General features: G+C 43.5%; 15 protein-coding genes. 2 read left to right on the plus strand and 13 right to left on the minus strand.

Annotated elements, in window-relative coordinates; translation table 11 throughout:
• Positions 1-19: 19 nt before the first annotated feature.
• Complete coding sequence (locus INQ51_RS06270) at positions 20-3,091, minus strand: SusC/RagA family TonB-linked outer membrane protein (RefSeq protein WP_233377023.1); 3,072 nt, start codon at positions 3,089-3,091, stop codon at positions 20-22.
• A gap of 443 nt (positions 3,092-3,534) precedes the next feature.
• Positions 3,535-6,405 (minus strand): triple tyrosine motif-containing protein, encoded by a 2,871-nt coding sequence (locus INQ51_RS06275; protein ID WP_233377024.1) that lies wholly within the window; start codon positions 6,403-6,405, stop codon positions 3,535-3,537.
• Between the two features lie 189 nt (positions 6,406-6,594).
• Here INQ51_RS06275 and INQ51_RS06280 point away from each other — a divergent pair, with 189 nt between their 5' ends.
• Positions 6,595-8,007, plus strand: coding sequence for a serine hydrolase domain-containing protein (locus INQ51_RS06280; RefSeq protein ID WP_233377025.1), 1,413 nt, complete (start codon positions 6,595-6,597; stop codon positions 8,005-8,007).
• 74 nt (positions 8,008-8,081) lie between these two features.
• Here INQ51_RS06280 and efp read toward each other — a convergent pair whose 3' ends face one another.
• The 11 genes from efp to INQ51_RS06335 form a co-directional block, all read right to left on the minus strand.
• Positions 8,082-8,651, minus strand: coding sequence for an elongation factor P (efp, locus tag INQ51_RS06285; RefSeq protein ID WP_233377026.1), 570 nt, complete (start codon positions 8,649-8,651; stop codon positions 8,082-8,084).
• Positions 8,652-8,751: 100 nt separating this feature from the next.
• Positions 8,752-9,486 (minus strand): DUF3108 domain-containing protein, encoded by a 735-nt coding sequence (locus INQ51_RS06290; protein ID WP_233377027.1) that lies wholly within the window; start codon positions 9,484-9,486, stop codon positions 8,752-8,754.
• The gene (tsaB, locus tag INQ51_RS06295) at positions 9,483-10,193 is read right to left on the minus strand and encodes a tRNA (adenosine(37)-N6)-threonylcarbamoyltransferase complex dimerization subunit type 1 TsaB (RefSeq protein ID WP_233377028.1); all 711 of its coding nucleotides are present in this window, start codon (positions 10,191-10,193) and stop codon (positions 9,483-9,485) included. Before tsaB ends, INQ51_RS06290 begins: the two co-directional genes overlap by 4 nt.
• A 34-nt stretch (positions 10,194-10,227) precedes the next feature.
• Positions 10,228-11,877: a carbamoyltransferase C-terminal domain-containing protein gene (locus tag INQ51_RS06300; protein ID WP_233377029.1), complete on the minus strand. Its 1,650-nt coding sequence runs from the start codon at positions 11,875-11,877 to the stop codon at positions 10,228-10,230.
• The gene (locus INQ51_RS06305) at positions 11,877-12,863 is read right to left on the minus strand and encodes a DUF6427 family protein (protein WP_233377030.1); all 987 of its coding nucleotides are present in this window, start codon (positions 12,861-12,863) and stop codon (positions 11,877-11,879) included. The genes INQ51_RS06300 and INQ51_RS06305 overlap by 1 nt, the downstream gene beginning before the upstream one ends.
• Positions 12,864-12,978: 115 nt before the next feature.
• Positions 12,979-14,247, minus strand: coding sequence for a phosphoribosylamine--glycine ligase (gene purD / locus INQ51_RS06310; protein ID WP_233377031.1), 1,269 nt, complete (start codon positions 14,245-14,247; stop codon positions 12,979-12,981).
• 25 nt (positions 14,248-14,272) lie between these two features.
• Positions 14,273-17,356: a DUF2723 domain-containing protein gene (locus INQ51_RS06315; protein ID WP_233377032.1), complete on the minus strand. Its 3,084-nt coding sequence runs from the start codon at positions 17,354-17,356 to the stop codon at positions 14,273-14,275.
• A 144-nt stretch (positions 17,357-17,500) separates the two neighbouring features.
• Positions 17,501-18,406, minus strand: coding sequence for a PorP/SprF family type IX secretion system membrane protein (locus tag INQ51_RS06320; RefSeq protein WP_233377033.1), 906 nt, complete (start codon positions 18,404-18,406; stop codon positions 17,501-17,503).
• A gap of 43 nt (positions 18,407-18,449) precedes the next feature.
• Positions 18,450-19,193, minus strand: a complete 744-nt coding sequence (gene pgeF, locus INQ51_RS06325) for a peptidoglycan editing factor PgeF (protein ID WP_233377034.1) — start codon at positions 19,191-19,193, stop codon at positions 18,450-18,452.
• Positions 19,186-19,863, minus strand: coding sequence for a Crp/Fnr family transcriptional regulator (locus tag INQ51_RS06330; RefSeq protein ID WP_233377035.1), 678 nt, complete (start codon positions 19,861-19,863; stop codon positions 19,186-19,188). Before INQ51_RS06330 ends, pgeF begins: the two co-directional genes overlap by 8 nt.
• A gap of 69 nt (positions 19,864-19,932) precedes the next feature.
• Positions 19,933-20,820, minus strand: a complete 888-nt coding sequence (locus INQ51_RS06335; RefSeq protein WP_233377036.1) for a hypothetical protein — start codon at positions 20,818-20,820, stop codon at positions 19,933-19,935.
• A gap of 156 nt (positions 20,821-20,976) precedes the next feature.
• Between INQ51_RS06335 and INQ51_RS06340 the strand changes: the two genes are divergently transcribed.
• On the plus strand, positions 20,977-21,858 hold the full coding sequence (locus INQ51_RS06340; RefSeq protein WP_233377037.1) for an ATP-binding protein: 882 nt from the start codon (positions 20,977-20,979) through the stop codon (positions 21,856-21,858).
• The last annotated feature ends 105 nt before the right edge of the window (positions 21,859-21,963 follow it).

Below are 21,963 nucleotides of genomic sequence, written 5' to 3' on the forward strand. Positions count from 1 at the left end.
TTGATCATTCAGAACACGCTTAGAAAGTAATGTTAACACCTCCGAGCACGGTGCGTGCCTGCGGATAAATACCATGATCGATACCGTTGCTAAATACACCTCCACCAATCTCAGGATCGTAGCCATCGTACTTGGTAAATGTGAGCAGGTTTTCTGCGGACACATAAAAACGGACGCGGTCTATTTTCAGGTAGCTGGTCACAGTTTTGGGTAAGGTATACCCCAGGGTAACGTTCCGAAGCCTTACAAAACTTCCGTCGTGAACAAAGAAATCGCTCACGGTTTTCATGTTTTGATTATCATCCACAAAAGTTACGCGCGGATATTCATTGGATGTTCCGGGACCTGTCCAGCGATTCAGCCAATCTGAGCGGTAGTTGGTTCCGTTCATGTCGTAACGACGGGTTGCATCGTATACTTCCTGTCCAAGAGCTGCATACAGAAAAGCCGTAAAATCGAAGCCTCCGTATTCAAGTGTCAGGTTCAAACCTCCTGTAAAATCAGGATAAGGAGATCCCAACTCCATGTAGTCGTCTTCCGAAATCTGTCCGTCACCGTTTGCATCCACAAAACGAATGTCTCCCGGCTTGGCATTTGGCTGAATCAGTCCGCCTTCATCATTGGTGTATGCATTGACTTCTTCTACGGTCTGGAAAATACCATCGGTTTTAGCACCCCAGAAAATTCCCATTGGGGTCCCAACAGCTGCATACAATACTCCCGACTGACCAAAACCACCGTCACCTCCCTGCAGGCGTTTCTCTGCATTCTGGATATCGAGTACTTCGTTTTTATTATAAGCACCATTGATAGACGCACTTACATACAATTTCCCTAGTTCTTTCCGGTAGCTTACTTCTGCTTCGAAACCTGAGTTACGAACTTTTCCGCCGTTGATGGTTGGAGCCGAGTTACCCACCAACATCGGAACAGGAGCTGTTACCAACCAGTCCTTTGTAGTTTTTACGTAGTAATCAAGAGATACGCGTAAACTGTTTTCCAGCGTTGCCATGTCGATACCAACGTTGGTTTGTTCTGAAGTTTCCCATTTCAACGATGGGTTAGCAATTCGGGTGGGTTGCGTTCCGTTGTACTGGGTTTTACTGTCGCCAAAATAGTAGATGTTTTGGTTGCCAATAATGGAAGTATAGCCAAAGTCTCCGATGTTTTCGCTTCCGTTTTGCCCCCAACTGGCACGAATTTTTAACAGATCCAGTTTGTCAGCCAAGCCTGCCATAAATTCTTCGCGGGAAAGCACCCAGCCCATCGAGACTGACGGGAAATAACCGTACTTGTTTTCCGATCCAAAACGGGAAGAACCATCGCGTCTGAGCGTAGCTGCGAACATGTAACGGTCTTTATAGTCGTAATTTAAACGACCGAAAACAGAAGCAACGGTATGCTCCGAGAATCCACCGTAAACGTTCATACTTTCCGGATCGGTTGCATTATCAATGTATGAATGTCCCAAGTCATCAAAAATTACATCCTTCTTACTTCCACCCACATTATCATACTGATTCTTAAAACCTGTAGTACCGGCCATCAAAGTAAAATGATGATCCTGAATAGTTTTATCGTAAGTCAATACATTTTCAAAGTTCCAACGGGTATAAAGTTCCATATGCCGGCTTGCCTCATCCGTAATCGTAAAATGAAGTGCATCCAGGTAATAATAAGGCCGGTACCCTCTTCCGTCAACCAATGCCAATTCGCCGCTGTAGGACGATTTGAAAGTCAAACCATTCAATGCCTCCACCAGTTTTCCAAAATCGACAGTACCGGTAAGGCCGCCGATAAACTTGCTTGTTTTTGTTTCGTGGTTGAGCTGATCCAGCAAGGCAATGGGGTTTGTGATCTCTTGCAATCCAATGCCGAACTGCTCGGGCGTTGACCATGAACCATCGCTGTTGGTTACCGGAACAATCGGGGGCATGTTGATAGCCTGTGCCAAACCATTTCCAAAATGATCATTGGTATCAATACCCTTGCTGTTTACCCGAACAAGATTGACATTTGTTCCCAGGTTAAAGAAACCAAACTGAGAATTGGTATTCAGGCGAATACTAAACCGCTCGTATTTTGATTTTCCTTTGGCAACAATACCTTCCTGGTTAAAATAATTAAACGACGATGAATAAGTTGTTTTTTGGGTACCTCCGGTAAATGAAAATGAGTGATTCTGCTTGGGAGCATCGTAGTTAAACATTTCATCTTGCCAATCGGTATCTGCCGTAAACCCGGCCAGCTCTTCGTTGGTAAAATACAAAGTTCCGTTACCATTCAAAGAAGCTTCGTTGGTAAGCATAGTGTATTCACGCGCATTTAACAGATTCAGCTTTTTCCATGGATTCTGAACACCGTAATAACCATCGTACGACACCGTGAATTTTTCGTTGGCATTTCCTTTCTTGGTGGTAATTAAGATAACACCGTTTGCACCGCGTGCACCGTAAATTGCACTGGAAGCTGCATCTTTCAGAATTTCAATGGATTCGATATCGCCCGAAGACAGAAAATCTGTTCCGGCACTACTCATGGGCAAACCATCAATAATATACAAGGGTTCGGCATCGCCATTGGTACCAATCCCCCTGATACGCACTGAAACCTGATCGCCAGGCTGCCCCGAATTACCAGCGATAACAACGCCGGCGGTTTTTCCTTGCAAGGCTTGCGTTAGCCTCATATCTGATGATTTTTTCAGCTCATCGCCATCTACTTTCGCAATCGCACCGGTTACCAGGCTTTTTTTCTGAACACCGTAACCAACCACTACCACTTCGTCCACATCGAAAGCAGCACTTTCCAACTGAACATTGATTTCTGTTCTTCCGCTTACAGCTACTTCCTGTGTTTTCATTCCTACAAACGAAAACTGAAGGATAGCATCGGCCGAGACCGATAGTTGATAAATCCCGTCGATATTAGTAACAGTACCGTTTGTGGTACCTTTTACAACAACCGTAACTCCGGGTAAAGGCTCGTTATCGCCAGCCGAAGTAACCACACCTTTGAGTGCAACTTCCTGGGCAAACAGACCCACAGAAATAACAGCCCCCAAAAGCAACATGAGAATTTTTCTCATCATTTGTTTTCCTTTCATAGATAAAAGTTTGATGTTAATTTGTAAAATGATGTACGCTAAAATTATAAGCCTTGCCGAGGACAAAACTCTCCCATAGTCTGATCAAATTGTAAAATCATGCCTGGAGTTTTTAATTGAATAGTTTACTACATTCATAGATTACTTAGTTTTGTTCAATTAGACAATACACCCGGGGGAATATCACTTGCTTGTTTCGCCTTGATACTGAATCCCCTGATTCGTTCGTTACTGCCAAATTTGAAGTTTGCTTTCCGTACGCGCAAAAAATTACCTATCTCATAAATACTTCATTTGTGTTTTTTCATTACATCAAAAACACATCACAAAAATCACTAACAGCTAATATCGAGCACATTAACTAAGCGAAACTTGTAGTATTTAATACGACAAGACATCATGTGTTATACAACACAAAGCTCATAACATCAAATATTCAATAGGAAAGTAGAGAGATTCACATCGCGTGCAAGCTCCATCTTTTTTCGCAGGCGATAGCGGCTGATTTCAACCCCGCGGTCAGAAATATTCATTAAAGTTGAGATCTCCTTGGTTGAAATATTCATTCGGATGTAGGCACAAAGACGCAAATCTTTGGGAGAAAGCTGTGGAAACTGTTCTTTTAAGCGATCAAAAAAATCGGCATGCACTTCTTCGAAATAGCTTTCAAATATTTTCTTTTGCTGCTGCCCGTCTATTTCACGATCGATACGCTTTTTAAGCACAGCCATTTTTGTTTTCACAGAACTATCGTCGGTATGTTCCGCAATCTGTTTTAATTCCTGGTTGATCTTTAACAGGAACTTGTTTTTTTGAACAAGACTCAGGGTTTGATTTGCCAATTCTTTATCCAGGTAGATCTTTTCAGCTTCCAGCTTTTCATTTCTGAGCCTGATTATCTCCTTGTCAGCCAGCAGAGCCTGTTGCTGGAATTCCTTTTCTGTCTTTTTCAGCTCTTTTTGGTGTTTCTTCCACTCCCTTTCTTTTGACCGTTCAAATCTTCGCCGCACAATCCAGGTAATACCAAAAACCGTGACAATAAACAATAGCAGATAGAGATAACGCGCCAGCAGCGAGCGGTACCACGGAGGAGCAATAACAAAGGAAAACCGGGCTTCTTCACTTTCGGCTCCGTAGGCATTTCGGGCTTTCACCCTAAATACGTATTCATTCTCCGACAAATTGGTAATATCCCGGTAATTATCAGGCGACCACGGCGACCAGCTATCCGAATAATCATCGATAAAATAACTGAATTGCAATTGCGCGGAGTTCTGAAAAAAAGGAGCGGCAAAATAAAAACGAAACGCATTTCTGTTGAATGGAAATTCGTAAGTCAGACTTCGATCTTTTGGATAGATCACAGAATCAAGAAAAGGCACCTCTACTTCGGTAATAAAACACTTAAAAGGCACATTGTAAGACGCCACAATACGCGATGAATAATGCGCAAAGCCGTCTTCAATTCCAAAAAACACGTTATCGTTACCAAGTACATACAAAAATTCGAAGCCACCGACAAACGTGCCGCTGAGCTGCGAAAACGGAGCCGTTATCTTACTGTAACTGAAATCATCGTTCTTGTGCAACAATCCGGCGTCTTCTCCGGCTATGTACCAGATATTTTCCTGATCATCCACGGTCACGTACTTTAGCTGATCACGAACATCGAAAAGCGTATTTAATTCCTCATTCTTTTCAAACCGGTCATTCACCTTATTGTATTGATACAAACCATCGAAGGTTGAGATGTACCAGTTACTATTGATTGCCAGCAACAGGTTTTGGTCATCACTCGGCAAGCCACTCCCCGAATCATACAACACCGCAGTATTTACTGAGTCTTTGTCAGAACTTAAGCCAACCCGGAAAACGCCCTTACTGCCATGGCTCATCCATAAATTGCCATCCTGGTCTTGTGTCAGGAACCGGCTTGACTCCGAGAAATTCGCTATTTTCGCTTTAAACTTCCAGCCATCGCCCAAATCCTGAAATAAAACAAGTCCATTGTAGTGGCCTCCCACCATCAAGGTTGAATCTTCGGATAGCCGCAAATATTTCCAGCCTCCAGCCTCTTCACTTATTTTTTGGGCCTTGGCTCCATCAATTATAAAAGTTCCTAAATGGTGCCCGCAAAGCAGCTGATTGTTGATCACCTCAAGGCACCAAACCTGTCCTTCGGTATTTTCTATCAATTCAAATTTTTCCCGGGTATTGTTACCAATTGCATTGAAGGGCTTGACAAAAAGCCCCTGGTTGGTACCCAGATACAGGTTGTCTTTATAAACAAGACAGCAATAGCCGGTGCTGATTCCATCGTAACTTGTTATAAAACTTAAAGGAGAATTCAATTCAATGTAATCGATCCCGTTGTCAAGCCCCAACCACAGATTTCCCGAGTTATCCCGAAACTGACTTAAAACAGTGTTATTCTGAAGCCCTTTTTCACGGTTAATGTGCTGAACTACTTTCCCATCCGAAGTAACAATCAGCACACCATTCAGAATCGTACCAATTGCCAAATGGTCCTCATCGGTTTTAACGGCACAAAAAAGCTTGTACTTCTCAACAAGGTCGTTAACCGGAACATCCCACTTCTCCAGCTTCCCGTTTGAATAATAAAACCAGCCATCCTGCGCTGTTCCAATAAGGAGATGATTGTCGTGAAAACTAACAATGGAAAGTATCTCTGAATTTATAAGCTCATCGGCCCACGGCACTTTGTTTACAAAGCCGTTGATCAATTCAAACAAGCCAACGCCCGACTCATGAAAAAACAAGCGGTTGTTCACATAAAATGAATAATCAAATGCTTTGTGAGGCCTGATTGTCCAAATCTCATCGTCGCGGTAAATAAAAATGTATTGGTACGATTGGAAAACGATTCCGAACTGGGTCTCATATATTTTCCAGATCACATCTGTTTCTGCAATGTCCGCATCCAGCTTCTCTTTTAGACTCCTAAAAAAAGGGCCCTCCTCGCTATTGGTTTCGTACATGCCAAAATCGTCGTCCAATCCAATGTAGATAGTCCCTTTTTTATCCACGCAAACCGAGCGAACCGGAGAAGTTCCCGGGACATTAAAAAGGTCCCACTTCAGCCCATCAAAGCGAAGCAACCCGTCGTTGTTCGCGAAATACATAAACCCATCAGGATCTTGTGCAATTCCCCAGTTTTGTGTTCCGGCCAGGTACTCCGATTTGGGAAAGCTTCGGATTTTAGGAATACCCGTGTTTTTAACCTGCGTTAAGCCGGCCAGCGGAAGTATAAAAAACAATATGATCCAAAAGATTCTCAAAATTCAGGCTCGTTGGTATCTATTACTGGTAAAATTATGGTTTTGAATTTATAATTTCATTTGCAACTTACAAACTACTTTGCTCACTAAAACCAAAATCTGTTGTTCATCACCGCATTCCAGCTACTGATCGAAAAAAGGGCCTGACTTAACGCAGATTTTGTAACTTTTCAATAAAAATCAGAAACGGTGAAAATTCTCTCTTTTATCATTGTCACCCTGTTGCTTGCCAACTCCTGCCATCAGGATACCACAGCTATTTACGGTTTTTGGGAAGGCCCTCACCCCGAAAACAAGAACCGAAAGTTTTATGTGAGATTCTATGAAAACAATCATACCCTTACCGCCCACGGATTCTGGACGCACAATGGTTTTTACGACTCGGAGTTTGAGATTGACTCTGTTTATTTCAAGAAAGCAGAAATCCGCTTTTTTGTGCCGATGTGGGAGTGCACCTATCTGGGTAAACTCATCGGCAACTCAATCGTTTCAGGAGGTTTTAGCTGCCCGGGGGAGCCCTTTGATTCAGTGTCGCTGATAAAAAACGACAACATTCATTCTTTCCTGATCGATGCACTTCCCGGTTCACAAGAAACGGGCTTTACCTACTCATGGAAAACACCTCCTGAAAATAAAGATGGGTTGAAAGTCGCAAATGCCCTTTCACCAGGAGAGAAAGCTTTTCTGGACTCGATCATTCCCAAAATAGCGGAAAGCAAATTCGGCAGAATTAATTCAATACTGGTCTCAAAAGATCACCAGCTTTTTTGCGAAGAATACTTTTGGGGCTATCAAGCCAAAGATCTTCATCCTGTTGAATCGGTTACCAAAAGTGTAACTTCTCTGCTAACAGGCATAGCCATCGATCAGGGAAAGATAAGTGGAACAGACGAAAAAATCGCGGATATCTTTCCTGAAATCCGGCACAATCAACCCGAATTATTTAATCAAATCACTCTCGAACATTTACTAAGCATGACATCGGGTTGCGAAAGTAAAGACGACCAACTGACAAAAAGCGAAGACCGGTTGAACTTCTGCTTGAACCGGAAAATCATTCGTACACCCGGGGAAGTCTTCCAATACGACGGAGGAAATACCGAAATACTGGGAGCTGTGATTCATCGAAAAACTGGCATGTTTGCCGACAAGTTTGCAATGAAATACCTTTTTGAGCCTTTGAATATTCAATCGGTTAAGTGGTCGGACTACCAACAAAACGGTTATCCACTCATGTCGGGCGCTTTGTGTTTACGTCCCCGCGATATGCTGAAAATAGGAGAACTGATATTGCAAAAAGGTCAATTCAACGGCCGGCGAATCCTGAGTGAAAAATGGATCGAAGAATCTACAACCGCTTATGTTGAAACCGGTATTGAGAAAGATCAATACAGCTATTTATGGTGGAATATTCTAATAGAGTCGAAACACAAATCATACCCGTGTATTTGGGGAAACGGCTGGGGAAGCCAGTTTATCTATGTAGTTCCTGAACTGGAGCTTGTAATCGTAACAACAGGCCACAATTACGCACAAAATTCCTGGGCTTTCACCTCCGGACTCAAAGAATACCTTTATTTGCTGGATGAAAGTAAGCACTAAGAAGTTTTCGGCCAACAAAAAACCGGTTCTGGAATCCCAAAACCGGTTTAAAATATATCGTTATAAACGGCGTACTACTGTTTTACACGTTCGCTGTATGAACGGTCGGAGGTGCTCACACGGATTACATCACCTTCGTTAATAAACATCGGAACCATTACTTCGGCTCCTGTTTCAACAGTGGCAGGTTTCAACGCTGTTGAACTGGCCGTGTTACCTTTTTCACCTTCAATGGTGCTAACAATGGTAAGCTCCACTTTTTCAGGCATTTCTGCAGTTAACGGAACTTCCTCATCGGCATGAAACTGAATTTCAATCATCTGTCCTTCCTTCATCAGGTCGTTGTTATCAATCATCGCCTCCGGGATAGAGATTTGCTCAAAAGTTTCATTGTTCATCACGTTCAATCCCATATCGTCGCGATACAGAAACTGGTACTGACGACGTTCCACACGAACTTCTTCTACCTTCACCCCCGAGTTAAAGGTATTTTCAATTACCCTTCCGGATTTAACGTTTCTAAGCTTGGTGCGAACAAAAGCCGGCCCTTTGCCGGGTTTTACGTGCAAGAATGATACAATCGTATAAATATCATCTTTGAATTTGATACACAATCCGTTTCTAAAATCTGCTGTAGAAGCCATATTCAAAATTTATCTTGTTTTTTAAAGTGCTGCAAAAATAATCAAATCAATTAAAAATCAACCCCTTCTGTAATTTTTGCCTGTATTTTTATAAAAAAAACTAACGGGTCGTTTGCTCCACTCCGTCAATTTTATAGCTTTTTAATACTGCTTTTAGTGCGCCTACGCGCATTTCAAAAGTGATGAAAACAGGTACTTTTTTTTCTTTCGAGATGTAAAAACGAACGCCGTCGGCCTTTTTTAACACCTTCCCTTTTTCAACAGTGGGACTCAAAACATAGCTATTCATTTTGCCAATGTCGGTTTCCACTACTTCTTCGCGCAGGAATTTTACGTTTATATCCGAAATCTTATCCGCATTAATCGTTGGATAAGTAACTCCATCGCCAGGCGCCAGGTTCTCGAATGGCTGGTTGTGCATAAAATAGAATAGCACCGAGATAATATCCACCAGGTTTTCAGGGACTTTTCGGCCACCGCTTCGCTGGCTAAAAATCGAGTCGTTCTCGTGAAAAAAGAAGGTTTCATTGTAGCGTCTGTAGCTACCTTCCTTAACATTCCGAATGGTTTTTAACGGAAGATAAGTTTCAGCATCAACTGTTGTTTCATAGATATCATAAACACCGTACAGCTTTTCGGCCAACCCGGTGGTTTGCCCCATTACGTGGTAATGTTTGGCGGGCTTACCGTTATAAACCGTATCGCGGATGATCATTTCAGCTTCTCCACCTTTCAGAAAACCAAATTTCAGGTTAAAACTGAGATGCTCCTCTTTGGCCTCCAGCTTTGAGAAGCCAAAAACTAACAGGAAAATTATCAGAATACTTTGTTTCATTTTAATACTTTGTTCTTGGGGATCGTTGCCACAAAGTCCTTTAAATAAAAAGGTTCGAAGTAGGCAACATTTTCAAACTCCCGCTGGTTAAACTTATTTTCCGAGAGTTTTTGCATAAACCGTGCCGATGTTTTCGCCGGCCCTTCAAATACAGCATTGGGATGGGTTAACGCCGCTTTGCATTTCTCTGCCCCATTACCAAAAAACAGGATCTTATTTTCTTCCAGCAAGCTGCCGAACGAGCTTTCATCAATAATTTCTGCCGACACCGGCTGAGTCACTTCTCCTTTTTTGTCAAAAATGGCGGTGTAAACCTCCATTCTGCGGGCGTCAATCATCGGACAAAAGAGCAGATTCTCATTACTTCCCGTATAAAAGTCGGCAACATTTTCTGCGGCATAATGCCCCATCGCATCAATGGAGCCCACACCAATTAGTGGAATGTTCAAGCCATAGCACAAACCTTTGGCCACCGATACACCAATGCGAAGCCCGGTGTAAGATCCCGGACCTTTACTAACCGCCACTGCATCCAACTCTTTTTTGTCAAAATCAGCCGACACAAACAGCTCTTCGATAAACACCGTCAGTAATTGCGAATGATTCAGTCCTTCCGTACTTTCTTTTAGAAAGAGCGTTTCACCGTCTTTTGCCAGCGATACCGAACACACTTCGGTAGATGTTTCTATATTTAATATTGTTGCCATAAGATGATCAATAAACAAAGTTCTGCAAAAATAGTTAAAGCATTACAATCTTTCCGTTTAGAACCACAGCATCCAGTTTCATCTTCCGGGCCGAAAGCAAAGCATCTTCTTCGGTATGCACAATCGGCTCTCCCCCAGTATTAAACGAAGTATTTATCAATGCCTTAACATGGTATTTTTCATCGATTTCAGTCAGCAGATCAAAAAGAAACGGATTGTCAGCCCGTTCAAAAATGCTTTGAAAACGCGCCGTACCATCCGCATGAACCGCCCCTGCTATTTCCTCCAGCCGTTCGGGCAACACTTCAAAATCGAGCAACATGTACCTCGACAAAGCATCGATTTCGGATAGCCCGGTGAAATAACGGGTACTTTTTTCGAGCGCAATGGGTGCCAGCGGTCGGTACCATTCCCGGCCTTTCTTTTCGATGCTGAGTTTTTTTGATAATTCTTTTGAATCGGCTGTCGCGAGAATGCTCCGGTTTCCCAAAGCCCGTGGTCCGGCTTCACCCATGCCATTGCAAATCCCCACCAGTTTTTTCCGGGTTAGTAATTCTGCCACTTCTGCGATTGTTCCTGAATCATAATCCGCGGCATATTTTTCAATTCCCCAGTTGTTCAAATAAGCTGAATGTTGCTCAACCTTGCCATGTTTTTGCCACTCAGCAAAGGCAGCTGCCCCCAAAGCCAGCCCGGAATCTTCGGTACACGGCGGAATAAAGACTTTTTTAAACAAGCCGCTTTTTACCAGTTGCGTGTTGGCGACAATGTTTAACGCGGATCCACCGGTGTAGTACAAATATTCAGCTCCCGTTTGTTCTTTTAGTGATGTTAGCTTTTGGAGGATGGCCTTGATAAAAACCTGCTGCAACGTAGCCGCCACATCGCGGATAAACGGATCGTTCTGGTTAAACGATTTGAGCTCAACGCCCCAATCCTGTTTTGTCTGCCGAAAGAAAAGCGACGTTTTTCCCCAAATATTTTCAAAGAAATTATGTTGGCGTAGCCATTCTTCCAACTCTGGCCGATAATTTCCCCAGCCGGCAAAGCCCATAAATTTCCCGGGAACTGAATTTTGCTCGGCCAGCTTTGCTCCGATGATTGCAAACACCAGTGCATTGGCATTGTAAAGTGTTGAATACAGTTTTAAATCCCAGTGGTACTCCACCCATTCGATTTTGCCATTTCTGAAAACCGCCGCGGAGAAATTGCTCAAACTGGCACCACCATCAAAATGCACCAGCAAACTGTTCTCCCTGAAATTTCCGAAAAAGGGCAAGCATGAAAAAATATGTGCCAGCTCGTGGTTAAGCAACCAGGCTTCTTTTTCCTCTCCAAACCACCAGCATTTCCCTTTTTCCAACCCGGTTGAAAGGTACTCATTCAGCGGGGCTTCAAAGCGAACTTCGCCCGACGAGGTAAGAAAAGTACGTCCAACCACATTGTCAACAAAAACCAGATCGTAGTCTGTTCCGAGCAGCTTTTGCTGTTTCAGAATATCTTTTAAATGAAGGTGAAGCGTGTTGTCGCGCTTTCGTCTCGAAATGCGTTCCTGTTGCAGAAAACGGATCACTTTACCGTTTTGCATCAGCGCCAGATTGTGATCGTGCACATAAAAAGGATGCTCGTAATCAAAGCGATCCTGTATCCCGTATATGGCCAATGTGGGCCTGCTTTTTTCCATTACCCAACAAATTGAAGTGCAATTACGATCCCTAGCAGGAGTAGAAAAAAGAACTCACTCCAGAAACGGCTTTTCATAAAAACCAACAGATTGGAGATCAAATATGTTACCGGAATGGCTGTAAGGATAAGCATTTCGTGCGATGCCGCCGGGATAAAAACAAAACCACCCAGCGAAAAAAGAAAAACGAAGAAGAACACAGTGAAATATTTCCGCGAACTTACTTTTTTCGTATCGTATTGCTGAGCCATTACAATGCTTCCCATGGCGGTAAACACCATCAGCACCCCCAGGTAAATCTGAAGCGGAACATTGCTGCGGAAATGACTTACCGGTTCGGTTATGCTTTGTTCAAACACCGTTAATAACGGATACAAACGGTCGGTGTAAAAGAAATAGCTTACGGCAAAAACCAGCGGTAACGCAAAGCCAATCACTATCAATATGAATTCGCGCCAGCGGGTATCCCGGTTCAACACCAGCAAACCGGCAATAAAAGCCGGAAGAAATACAATCAGGCTAACGTAAAACAAGGAGCCCACGCCCAGCAAAAACCCGACGTCAAAAACCGTGGTATAAGCTTTTTGTTGCTCAAAGATCCCGAACAGGCGATAAATGGCCAGCAAAAGAAAAATGGCTGCAAAATATACCGGCTGCAAGGTATGCAAGCCCGTAAAGCCACCGATGATGATGACAAACAAAATGGCGGGGAGCCGGGTTCGTATTCGGATAAACTGGTACCGGGCAATGATCATTTCCACCATCAACGCAAGGATGATCGTCAAAACCGCAGAAAGGATCACATTAAGCAATGGGTTTTCGGCAGTTAAACGAAAAATGGGCGCAAACAACACATTTTCAGCTTCGCCGGGCATAAAACCATAATTGTAAGGAGCCAGAAATTTTTCGAACCAGAATGCCATTACGGCAAGCGGGATAAAAATCAGGTTTCTTAAATTATTCGATTTTAATGTTTTTAAAAGCATGCCTTATACCGGTTAGCTCAAAATTGACGAATTTTCAACGCTTTCAAATGTCTCCTTCTCCAGTCTAACGGCATTGGTCAGAAAATTGAACACAGCCAAACTTTATCAAATGGTATTACAGGTCGAAGCCCAAATCCTTCCGGTAGTATTTACCTTCGAATTCAATCTTTTCGGCGTTTCTGTACGAAGTAGCCAGCGCATCTTTCATATTAGCCCCGTACGAACTTACTGAAATAACGCGCCCTCCGGCAGTCACAACCTTGTCGCCGTCGTTTTTGGTACCCGCATGAAATACGATGCTGTTCTCCACCTTTTCTTCACCCGTAATCACTTTTCCGTTTTCGTAACTTCCCGGGTATCCGCCCGAAACCAACATTACGGTAACGGCGGTGCGTTCGTCAATTTCTATCTTCTTTTCTGAAAGAGTTCCGGTAGCGGCGCCTTCGAGCAAGTCAACAAAATCCGATTTTACGCGCAACATAACGGCTTCCGTTTCCGGGTCGCCCATGCGAACGTTGTATTCAATCACAAAAGGTTCGCCTTTTACGTTAATCAATCCGAAAAAGATAAAACCATTGTATTCGATGTTGTCTTTCTGAAGTCCTGAAACAGTAGGCTGAATAATACGTTCTTCCACTTTTTTCATGAACACCTCATCGACAAAGGGAACCGGCGTGATAGCACCCATGCCGCCTGTATTCAGGCCTGTGTCTCCTTCTCCAATACGTTTGTAGTCTTTGGCTTCAGGAAGAATTTTATAATCCTTTCCATCGGTGATGGCAAACACCGAAACTTCCACTCCGCTCAAAAATTCTTCGATCACCACTTTACTACTCGCTTTTCCAAACTGGCCATCAAGCATTTCTTTCAAAGATGCTTCGGCTTCTTCCAGTGAGTCGATGATCAAAACACCTTTTCCGGCCGCCAAACCATCGGCTTTTAAAACATAGGGCGCCTGCATCTTTTTCAGAAAAGCAAGCCCTTCGTCCAGGTTCGCTGCGGTAACCGTCGCATATTGCGCGGTTGGAATGCCATGACGGGCCATAAAGGCTTTGGCAAAATCCTTACTGCCTTCAAGCTCGGCACCTAATTTTTTTGGGCCAACTACTTTAACATCTTTCAATGCTTCGTCGGCTGCAAAAAAGTCGTGCAATCCTTCTACCAACGGCACTTCCGGCCCCACCAACATCAGGTCGATGTGGTTTTCCAAAACCGCCGCCTTTATCTTTTCAAAATCGCTAACACTCACGGCCAGGTTGGTTCCCAATTCTTTTGTCCCTGCATTTCCGGGTGCAAAAAACAATTGTTCCACCTTGTCGCTTTGTTTTATTTTCCACCCCAAAGCGTGTTCCCTGCCACCGGAGCCAATAATCAATATCTTCATTAAAAAAGTGTTTTATCTGTTCGTTCTAACCGTTGCTGTACTTTTTGAAATAAGCTTCAAAACTTGCCCTTATTTTGTCCGAAAGTTCCGTGTTACCAGCGGTTCTGGCCGCACGCTCCATTTTCTGAATATAGAACAGGTTACGTTGTATTTCTTCGTTTACCCCATCTGTCATGAAATGTTGCGGTGCCAGCGAAAAGTAGTAATTCAGTTCGTCTTCGGCATTTGCATACGCTGTTTCAATCATGGCAATTCCCTTGTCGGCAGCTCCTGCTTTGGCATAGTTCTCGGCCAATTCGAGGGCAAAATATTCAAAAGGAATCACCTCGTTGGGGATCAGTTCCACGCAGCGGTCGATCACTGCAATGGCTGAATCATTCTTGTTTTCGGCAATCAATGCTCCCGCCAGGCGGTTGAAACTGTTTCGGATGTTGGTCATCATACGCGCATTGTTCTCGTCGATGTAAACCTCCGGATCATTCATATTTCCCCATTTGAAATTGTTCATCAGGTTGTTGTACATACGCGTGGTTTCTACCCTGCCGAACTGCAACTGTTGTGGCGAGCTCGGTGTTTTGATCGGCACCAGGCGATAAGCAAAACCTTCGGTCTGGAAGTAATCGTTCAAATTGAGGTATTTATCTCTTCCAACCGTAATTGCCCAATAAATAGGTCGTTCCCAGCTATTGTTGGCAATCAGGTCAAGGATCATCATTTCATCTTTTGACAACACATTTTTGTTGGAGAGGTCAATCACGATCTCATCCACAATTTTGGCCGAATCTTCAAGTGCCACCACCTTGTTGCGCAGAACCGCTTCTTTGTCCACTTTAAAGCGGATCTCTTGTTTAGGAATGTAAGCGGCATTGCCCATCTGTTGCAATTTTGTGCCCGGATTATCATCTGCAATCCAGTCAATCGCTTCCTTCAAGCCAATGTAATCGCGTTTTATGCGCGGGTTATCGAATACGTAAACCATGTCGCGGGTTCCGAGGCGGTACTGGTCTTCAGTCATCGAGAACGGTAAAGGTTCCGAATCATAGGCTTTGTGTTTCATTTGGTTGATGTACCAGTCGGTTTGCAGGTAACTCAAGTTACAAACCCGAACATCGGTACGCACGCCTTCCACCTCCTGGTTGTACCAGAGAGGGAATGTATCGTTATCGCCGTTGGTGAAAATAATACCGTCTTTCTCGCAAGTGTTCAGGTAATTAGAACCAAAATCGCGGGCCGTGTAACGATCCGAACGATCGTGATCGTCCCAGTTTTGTGCGCCCATAATTCCGGGTACCAGAACGAGTGCTGCCAACCCGGCAATCCCGGCGCTCACTGTCTCTGGCAAAAATCTTTTTAAAGCATCGGTGAGCGATAAAACACCCAATCCGATCCAAATGGCAAAAGCATAGAACGACCCCGCATAAGCATAATCGCGTTCGCGCGGCTGGTGCGGGTATTGGTTCAGGTAAACCACAATGGCCAGGCCGGTCATCACAAATAACAGGAACACTACCCACAGGCCTTTTTTCCCTTCTTTCCCTTTGTTGTACTGGTATAAAATTCCGAGAATTCCGAGCAGCAGCGGAAGGAAGAAATAAGTATTCCGGGCTTTGTTATTGGCAAAACGAGCTGGCAGGTTATCCTGGTCGCCCAGCCTCATTTCATCCAAAAATTTGATACCGCTTAACCAATTCCCGTACAGAATTTCACCATGCCCCTGAATATCGTTCTGACGGCCCACAAAATTCCACATAAAATAGCGCCAGTACATGAAGTTAACCTGGTACGAAAAGAAGAAACGGAGGTTTTCAGCAAAAGTCGGCTTTACGATGGTTTCGTTTTCTCCGCGCTCATTTTTGTAAGTGATACGGTTGCCTTTCACACGCCCCCAGCGAATGTAATCCTGCTCGTGCGACGGATCGTTGGAGCTCCACATTCGCGGGAAGAAAGAAGTAAAACGCTCGTCGTAATTGGCACTGTAGCGGTGATGTGTCACCACATATTTGCCATCGATCTGAGAGTAAATCGGACGACCTTCAGAAAAGCGGTCGCCACTTTTCAGCGGCGAGTTATAAAACTGCCCGCTAAACAAAGGACGCTCGCCGTATTGTTCGCGGTTCAGGTAACCCAGCAACGAGAAAGTATCGTTCGGACTGTTTTGGTCCATTGGCGGTTCGGCCGAAGAGCGAATAATAATGATCGCAAACGACGAATAACCAATCAGGATCACGGCTACCGAAAGCAACACAGTGTTCAAAACCGGCTTCACCTTTTTGTGCGTGTAATAAATTCCGTAGGCAAAAGCAGCCACCAGAAGCACGGCATAGAAAAGTACGCCTGAGTGGTAAGGCAAGCCAAAGGAATTCACAAACAGCAACTCGAACCACGAGCCCACGTTTACAACCCCCGGAATAATTCCGTACATGATCAGTCCGAGCAAGCCAACTGAAATCGCCAGCGCCCAGAAAATTCCTTTTTTAGTGACTTCGTATTTTTTGAAATAATAAACAAAAACAATGGCCGGAATTGCCAACAGGTTCAACAGGTGGACACCAATTGACAAGCCGATGATATAGGAAATAAGCACCAGCCAGCGGTTGGCATGTGGCTGATCGGCCGCATCTTCCCATTTCAGAATGGCCCAGAAAACAATGGCGGTTAACAGCGACGAACTCGCATAAACTTCGCCTTCCACTGCCGAAAACCAAAAAGTATCTGAAAACGTGTAAGCAAGCGCTCCAACTAATCCGCTGGCCACAATGGCAAGCGTTTGTCCGAAAGTAGCTTCACTTTCTTTTACCGCTATTTTACGCGCCAGGTGTGTAATGGTCCAAAACAGGAACATAATGGTAAAAGCACTGGCCAATGCCGACATTATATTCACCAGTTTCGCGGCATTTTCGGGGCCTCCAAACAAGGTAAACATTCTGCCAACGATCATAAAAATAGGAGCTCCGGGTGGGTGCCCCACTTCAAATTTAAAGGCAGTTGTAATAAACTCGCCGCAGTCCCAAAAGCTAACGGTCGGTTCGATCGTCATCAGATAAACAACGGCAGCTACCAAAAAACTTACCCAGCCGCCAATGTCGTTGTACAATTTGTATTGTTTCATTCGTTGAAATGTTTTCAGAATACTGAAATATGTGAAAAATTATAAACAGTTGCGAAGATAAAGCTTTTGAAATAAACTATTACCAGCCCCCTGCTTTTTAAGACTTTTTTGGAATTTCAGGCCTGTTTACTTACTATCTGTAACTTAATTGAGCCGGTAGCCCAGAACAAATTCATGAATATTCACCGTTTCGGTTTTCAAGAAATCATTAAACGCGTAGCTGTAGCCAATCCGGAATTTTTGTTTGATATCTACACCAAACATCACCGAATGAAAATCCTCAAAATCACCGTTCTGATACCCTGCCCAGATTGTATTCTTGTATTCTGCATAAACTCCCGGAATGATCGTATAATCTTTGTCGGAATAATCGACCATAACATTTGGAGTGAGCGTAAAACTTTCTGCATCAAACAATTTAAATGACAGAACACCTGTGAAAACTGCAGGAATATCAATCGCCAAATTATCCTCTCCGGCAATTTGCTCCTGGAGAGTTACACTTAATCCGGCACTTAACTTTGTTGAATGAAAAAACATGCCGATGTTTCCATTAAACGTTTTGAAATGTTGATCTTCAGCCGGCTCATATAAAGGATCATATTGATCATCAGGATAAAGATGATAAGAAGAAAGCTCATTTTTATAAAAAGTGGTCCCTCCTGAAATACCAAAGCTTAAAATGGCCGAATTAAAAACCTTGAAATCAAAAGCGTAGTTTACTTTTACCAGGCTGGCGGTCTCCAGTTCCATTTTTGTATGATAAAAATCGAGTCCCACGGTTCCGGCTTTTGGTGAAATTCGGTAGTCGAACGAACCTGTCACCAAATTATAGGACTCTTTACCATAATCTCCCAGATCTAATGCTACATGCGAGAAACTTCCATAAGCCCAATCCGATGGGGTGGCAATGGCGGCCGGATTTTTTGACGACAAGCCCATCCAGTACGCGCCTTCCTGTGCACTTACTTTAGTACCGGTGAACAAGCACAACAATGCTACAGCAACAAACATTTGCTGAAACATGCATTTGCGGTTTTTTGCTTTCATTTTGAGTGATTTTTAAGGGTGAAAATTAATGGGTATTTTCTTGCTAATATATCATAATTCCGGATACCATGCGCCCGGTTTCCACACCTTCGCGGCGCGCCGAGTAATATTTCTCGCCTTTCTGAAAAGAACACTCTTTCAACACCTCAATATGCTGAGCCACAAGACCACAACTCAACAACAGGTTCCGGTTGGCTTCCCACAGGTTAAAGTGATATTTTCCCGAACCATTTAAACAAAGTGTTTCCTCTGCTCCGGGAATTGAACGTCGCGCCGCCTGCTCCACTTCCGAACCGACTTCGTAAACTCCCGGACCAATTGACGGACCGATGGCGGCGATAATATTGACCGGATCGCTGTTGTATTCCTTTTGCATTTTCCGAACGGTTTCCACCACAATTTTCTGAACTGTTCCGCGCCAGCCTGCATGAACAGCCGCTGCCACTTTTTCTACCGGGTCAAAAAGAAGAATCGGGACACAGTCGGCAGTCTGCACACAAATACAAATTCCCGCCTGGTTGGTGACCAGCGCATCGGTTTCGGTAATTTCCTGTTCCGGAATTTCCTCCACTGTACAAACCGTTGAAGTATGTGTTTGCCGCGGGAAAACCAGTTGTTCAGTTTTTATCCCCAGTAAATGCGCCAGCTCTTTTCTGCTTCCCATAAAAACAGATTCCTCGTCGCCCGTAAAACGCGCAGCCACACTATTCACACTTTTTTTGGTGGTGGTAAATGCCAGCAAGTTTTTGCAGGATTGAAATACCGGGTAGCGAATTAAATCATCCATTTTTTAGCAATTGATTTAGTGCATTTTTGTCCAGTAGGGTTACCGTTTTTTTCTCGATAGTGATCAATCCTTCGGCCTGCATTTCACCCAAAACACGCGCCAGCGAAGGGCGGGTAACACCAAACAAATCGGCCAGTTGCTGCTGGGTACTATTTAGCTCGAACGAATGAAAACGGTCGCCGGCCCGCTGCAAAAGAAAATGTGCCACTTTTTCGCGAATCGTTTTAAAACTCAAAAAGTTCAGTTTTTGCGAAAGAAACTGGGCCCGCGAAGAAATACTGTTGAGGTAGTTACGAAGCACCCGCGTATTTAACTGCAAAATCTTCAGGAATTCGGGAACCGGTATCGCCAGTATCTTAGCAGGTACATTGGCTGAAACAGTAACCGGGAAACGGTTTTCCTTTCCAAATAAAAAAGCTGCCGCCAGCGGTTTGGGCGCTTCAATATCTTCGATCTTTACGGTTTTTCCCGAGTAGTCGATCATTTCACCGCGCACCGTTCCGGTAAGCACCACCAACAGGTCTTTTACCTCCTCTCCGGCAAGCGCCACAATCTCGTCTTTCTCATAATTTTTAACCTGAAAATGAATTTCTGCCAGAAGCTGTTTGGTTTCATGCTCCGGAATCCCGCTAAAAACGGGGCAGTGACTTAAAAGCGAATAATCGATCATTTTGTAACAATTGATAAGTTTTCAGAAAACAGGCATACAAATTTTGTTACCTAAAAATCTCTATGTTCCCTACACCCCCTTTTTTGTTTTCTTTTCTTCTTTTAATCCAAAATATAAAGATACCCCTAATACGATTAAAGCATTTATTAAGATATTAATTAAATAATTTATCCAAGGAGAATTATTAATTACAGGAATAAGTCCCAATAGCCATTGAAATAACCATATCCAAAAAGCTAAAAATGGTAGAAATGCCAAAATCCCTACAACAGTATTAAATCTATCTTTCTTTTCTGTAACAAATGGAAAAACTAATAGCAAAACAAAAACTAAAAGTGCCAAAATAATAAATAAAATACTTGAGGTTACTGTGTGCCATAATTTAGAACGATATCGTTTCTCTGTATTTCTTTCTTGCTCAGATACAATTCTTTCTATCTCAGAAACAGAATCTCCTTTCATAAAAGACCCCCAGTCAATCCCAAACTTAAAACCGTGACTATAAGAGAATTCTGAACTATTAAAAGAATCGGACGACGAGATAGGAATAGATTTATAACTCGAAGAGTCTCTGTATATTTTAGGAATTTGATAAATATAAACTGTATCTCTTATCACTTTTACATTTAAATTATCAGACTCTGCATTAGGCTTAAAATCTTCTCTGGAAAACAAGCTGAGAAATTCATCTAACAAGTTCTTCCTTTCTATAACTTCATTTTCATGCTTTTTGAGGAATTCCTCTAGTTCAGTATTATCAGGATTTGTTCTTTTCAATTCCTCAATATTTCTGATTAGAGAAATTTTTTGATTTGACTCGTAATAAAAAGTAAAACCAAATAAATTATTAAGAAGCAAAAGGACGAGAATAATTAAGGCAAACATCAGAAATTTAGAACCTACCGGGTAATCCTTTCCTAAAAAGAATTTTAGAATGTGATTGAAAGCATCCAGCATAGTCTACTAATATTTTTTGTTAAATATAACAAGAAATCAGAAAATAAGGAGATTATCGGAATCTTTCAGATTTGTAACAATTGATACATTTTACGAAACGCCGCACCTCTACTTTTGTTGCGTGATCCAAAAATAAGAAAACAAATAAGAAACGATATGATACGGGAAATTGTAAAAATAGACGAGGATTTGTGCAACGGTTGCGGAGTTTGTGTTCCGAACTGTCACGAGGGTGCCTTACAGATCATTGACGGCAAAGCCCGTTTGGTAAGCGAACTGATGTGCGACGGTCTGGGGGCCTGTATCGGTCATTGCCCGGAAGGCGCCATCACCATCGAAAAACGCGAAGCCGATGCCTACGACGAGGTAGCGACTATTTCGCAAATGATAAAAGCCGGAAAGGCAACCGTTTTTGCCCACCTGAAACATTTACAGGACCACAACGAAACCGGTTACCTGAACGAAGCTTTAAGTTTTATCCGCGCCAACCGCGAGGCAATGCCCTTTGAAATCAGCGAAGTGCACGAACTGCTGCACGGCGACAAAAAGGAAAGTGCATCGTCCGGAGGTTGTGCAACAGGTGGTTGCCCGGGATCGGCTCCCATGGCTTTTGATGCCGGAAGCCTGAAAATGGCAGCTCCTGCCGGCGACGTTCCATCGGCTCTTACCCAATGGCCGGTGCAAATGCACCTGATCAACCCCGCAGCTTCGTACTTTCATGGTGCCGACCTGCTGGTGGCTGCCGATTGTGCCGGCTTTGCCTATGGCAATTTCCACGCAGATTTTATAAAGGGCCGGAAAATGGTGATCGCCTGTCCGAAACTCGACCAGGGAAAAGATATTTATGTTCAAAAACTGACCCGCCTCATCGACGATGCAAGGGTCAATACCATTACAGTGGTGATCATGGAAGTACCGTGTTGCGGCGGCTTGTCGCAAATGGTGGAAATGGCTACCCAAATGGCCTCGCGGAAGGTACCCGTAAAAGAAGTTGTGATAAGCATTCGGGGAGAAGTTCTTTCCGAAGAATGGATTTAATTGTTTGATCGGGATTGTCAGGAATACCGGATAATAAACAACACCAGAGCCCGGTCCGGGACCTGACAACATCCGCTCCCAACACCAAAATCAAAAAAATTATTA

Origin of the sequence: Maribellus sp. CM-23, from assembly GCF_021354595.1 — a bacterium.
GTDB lineage: Bacteria > Bacteroidota > Bacteroidia > Bacteroidales > Prolixibacteraceae > Draconibacterium.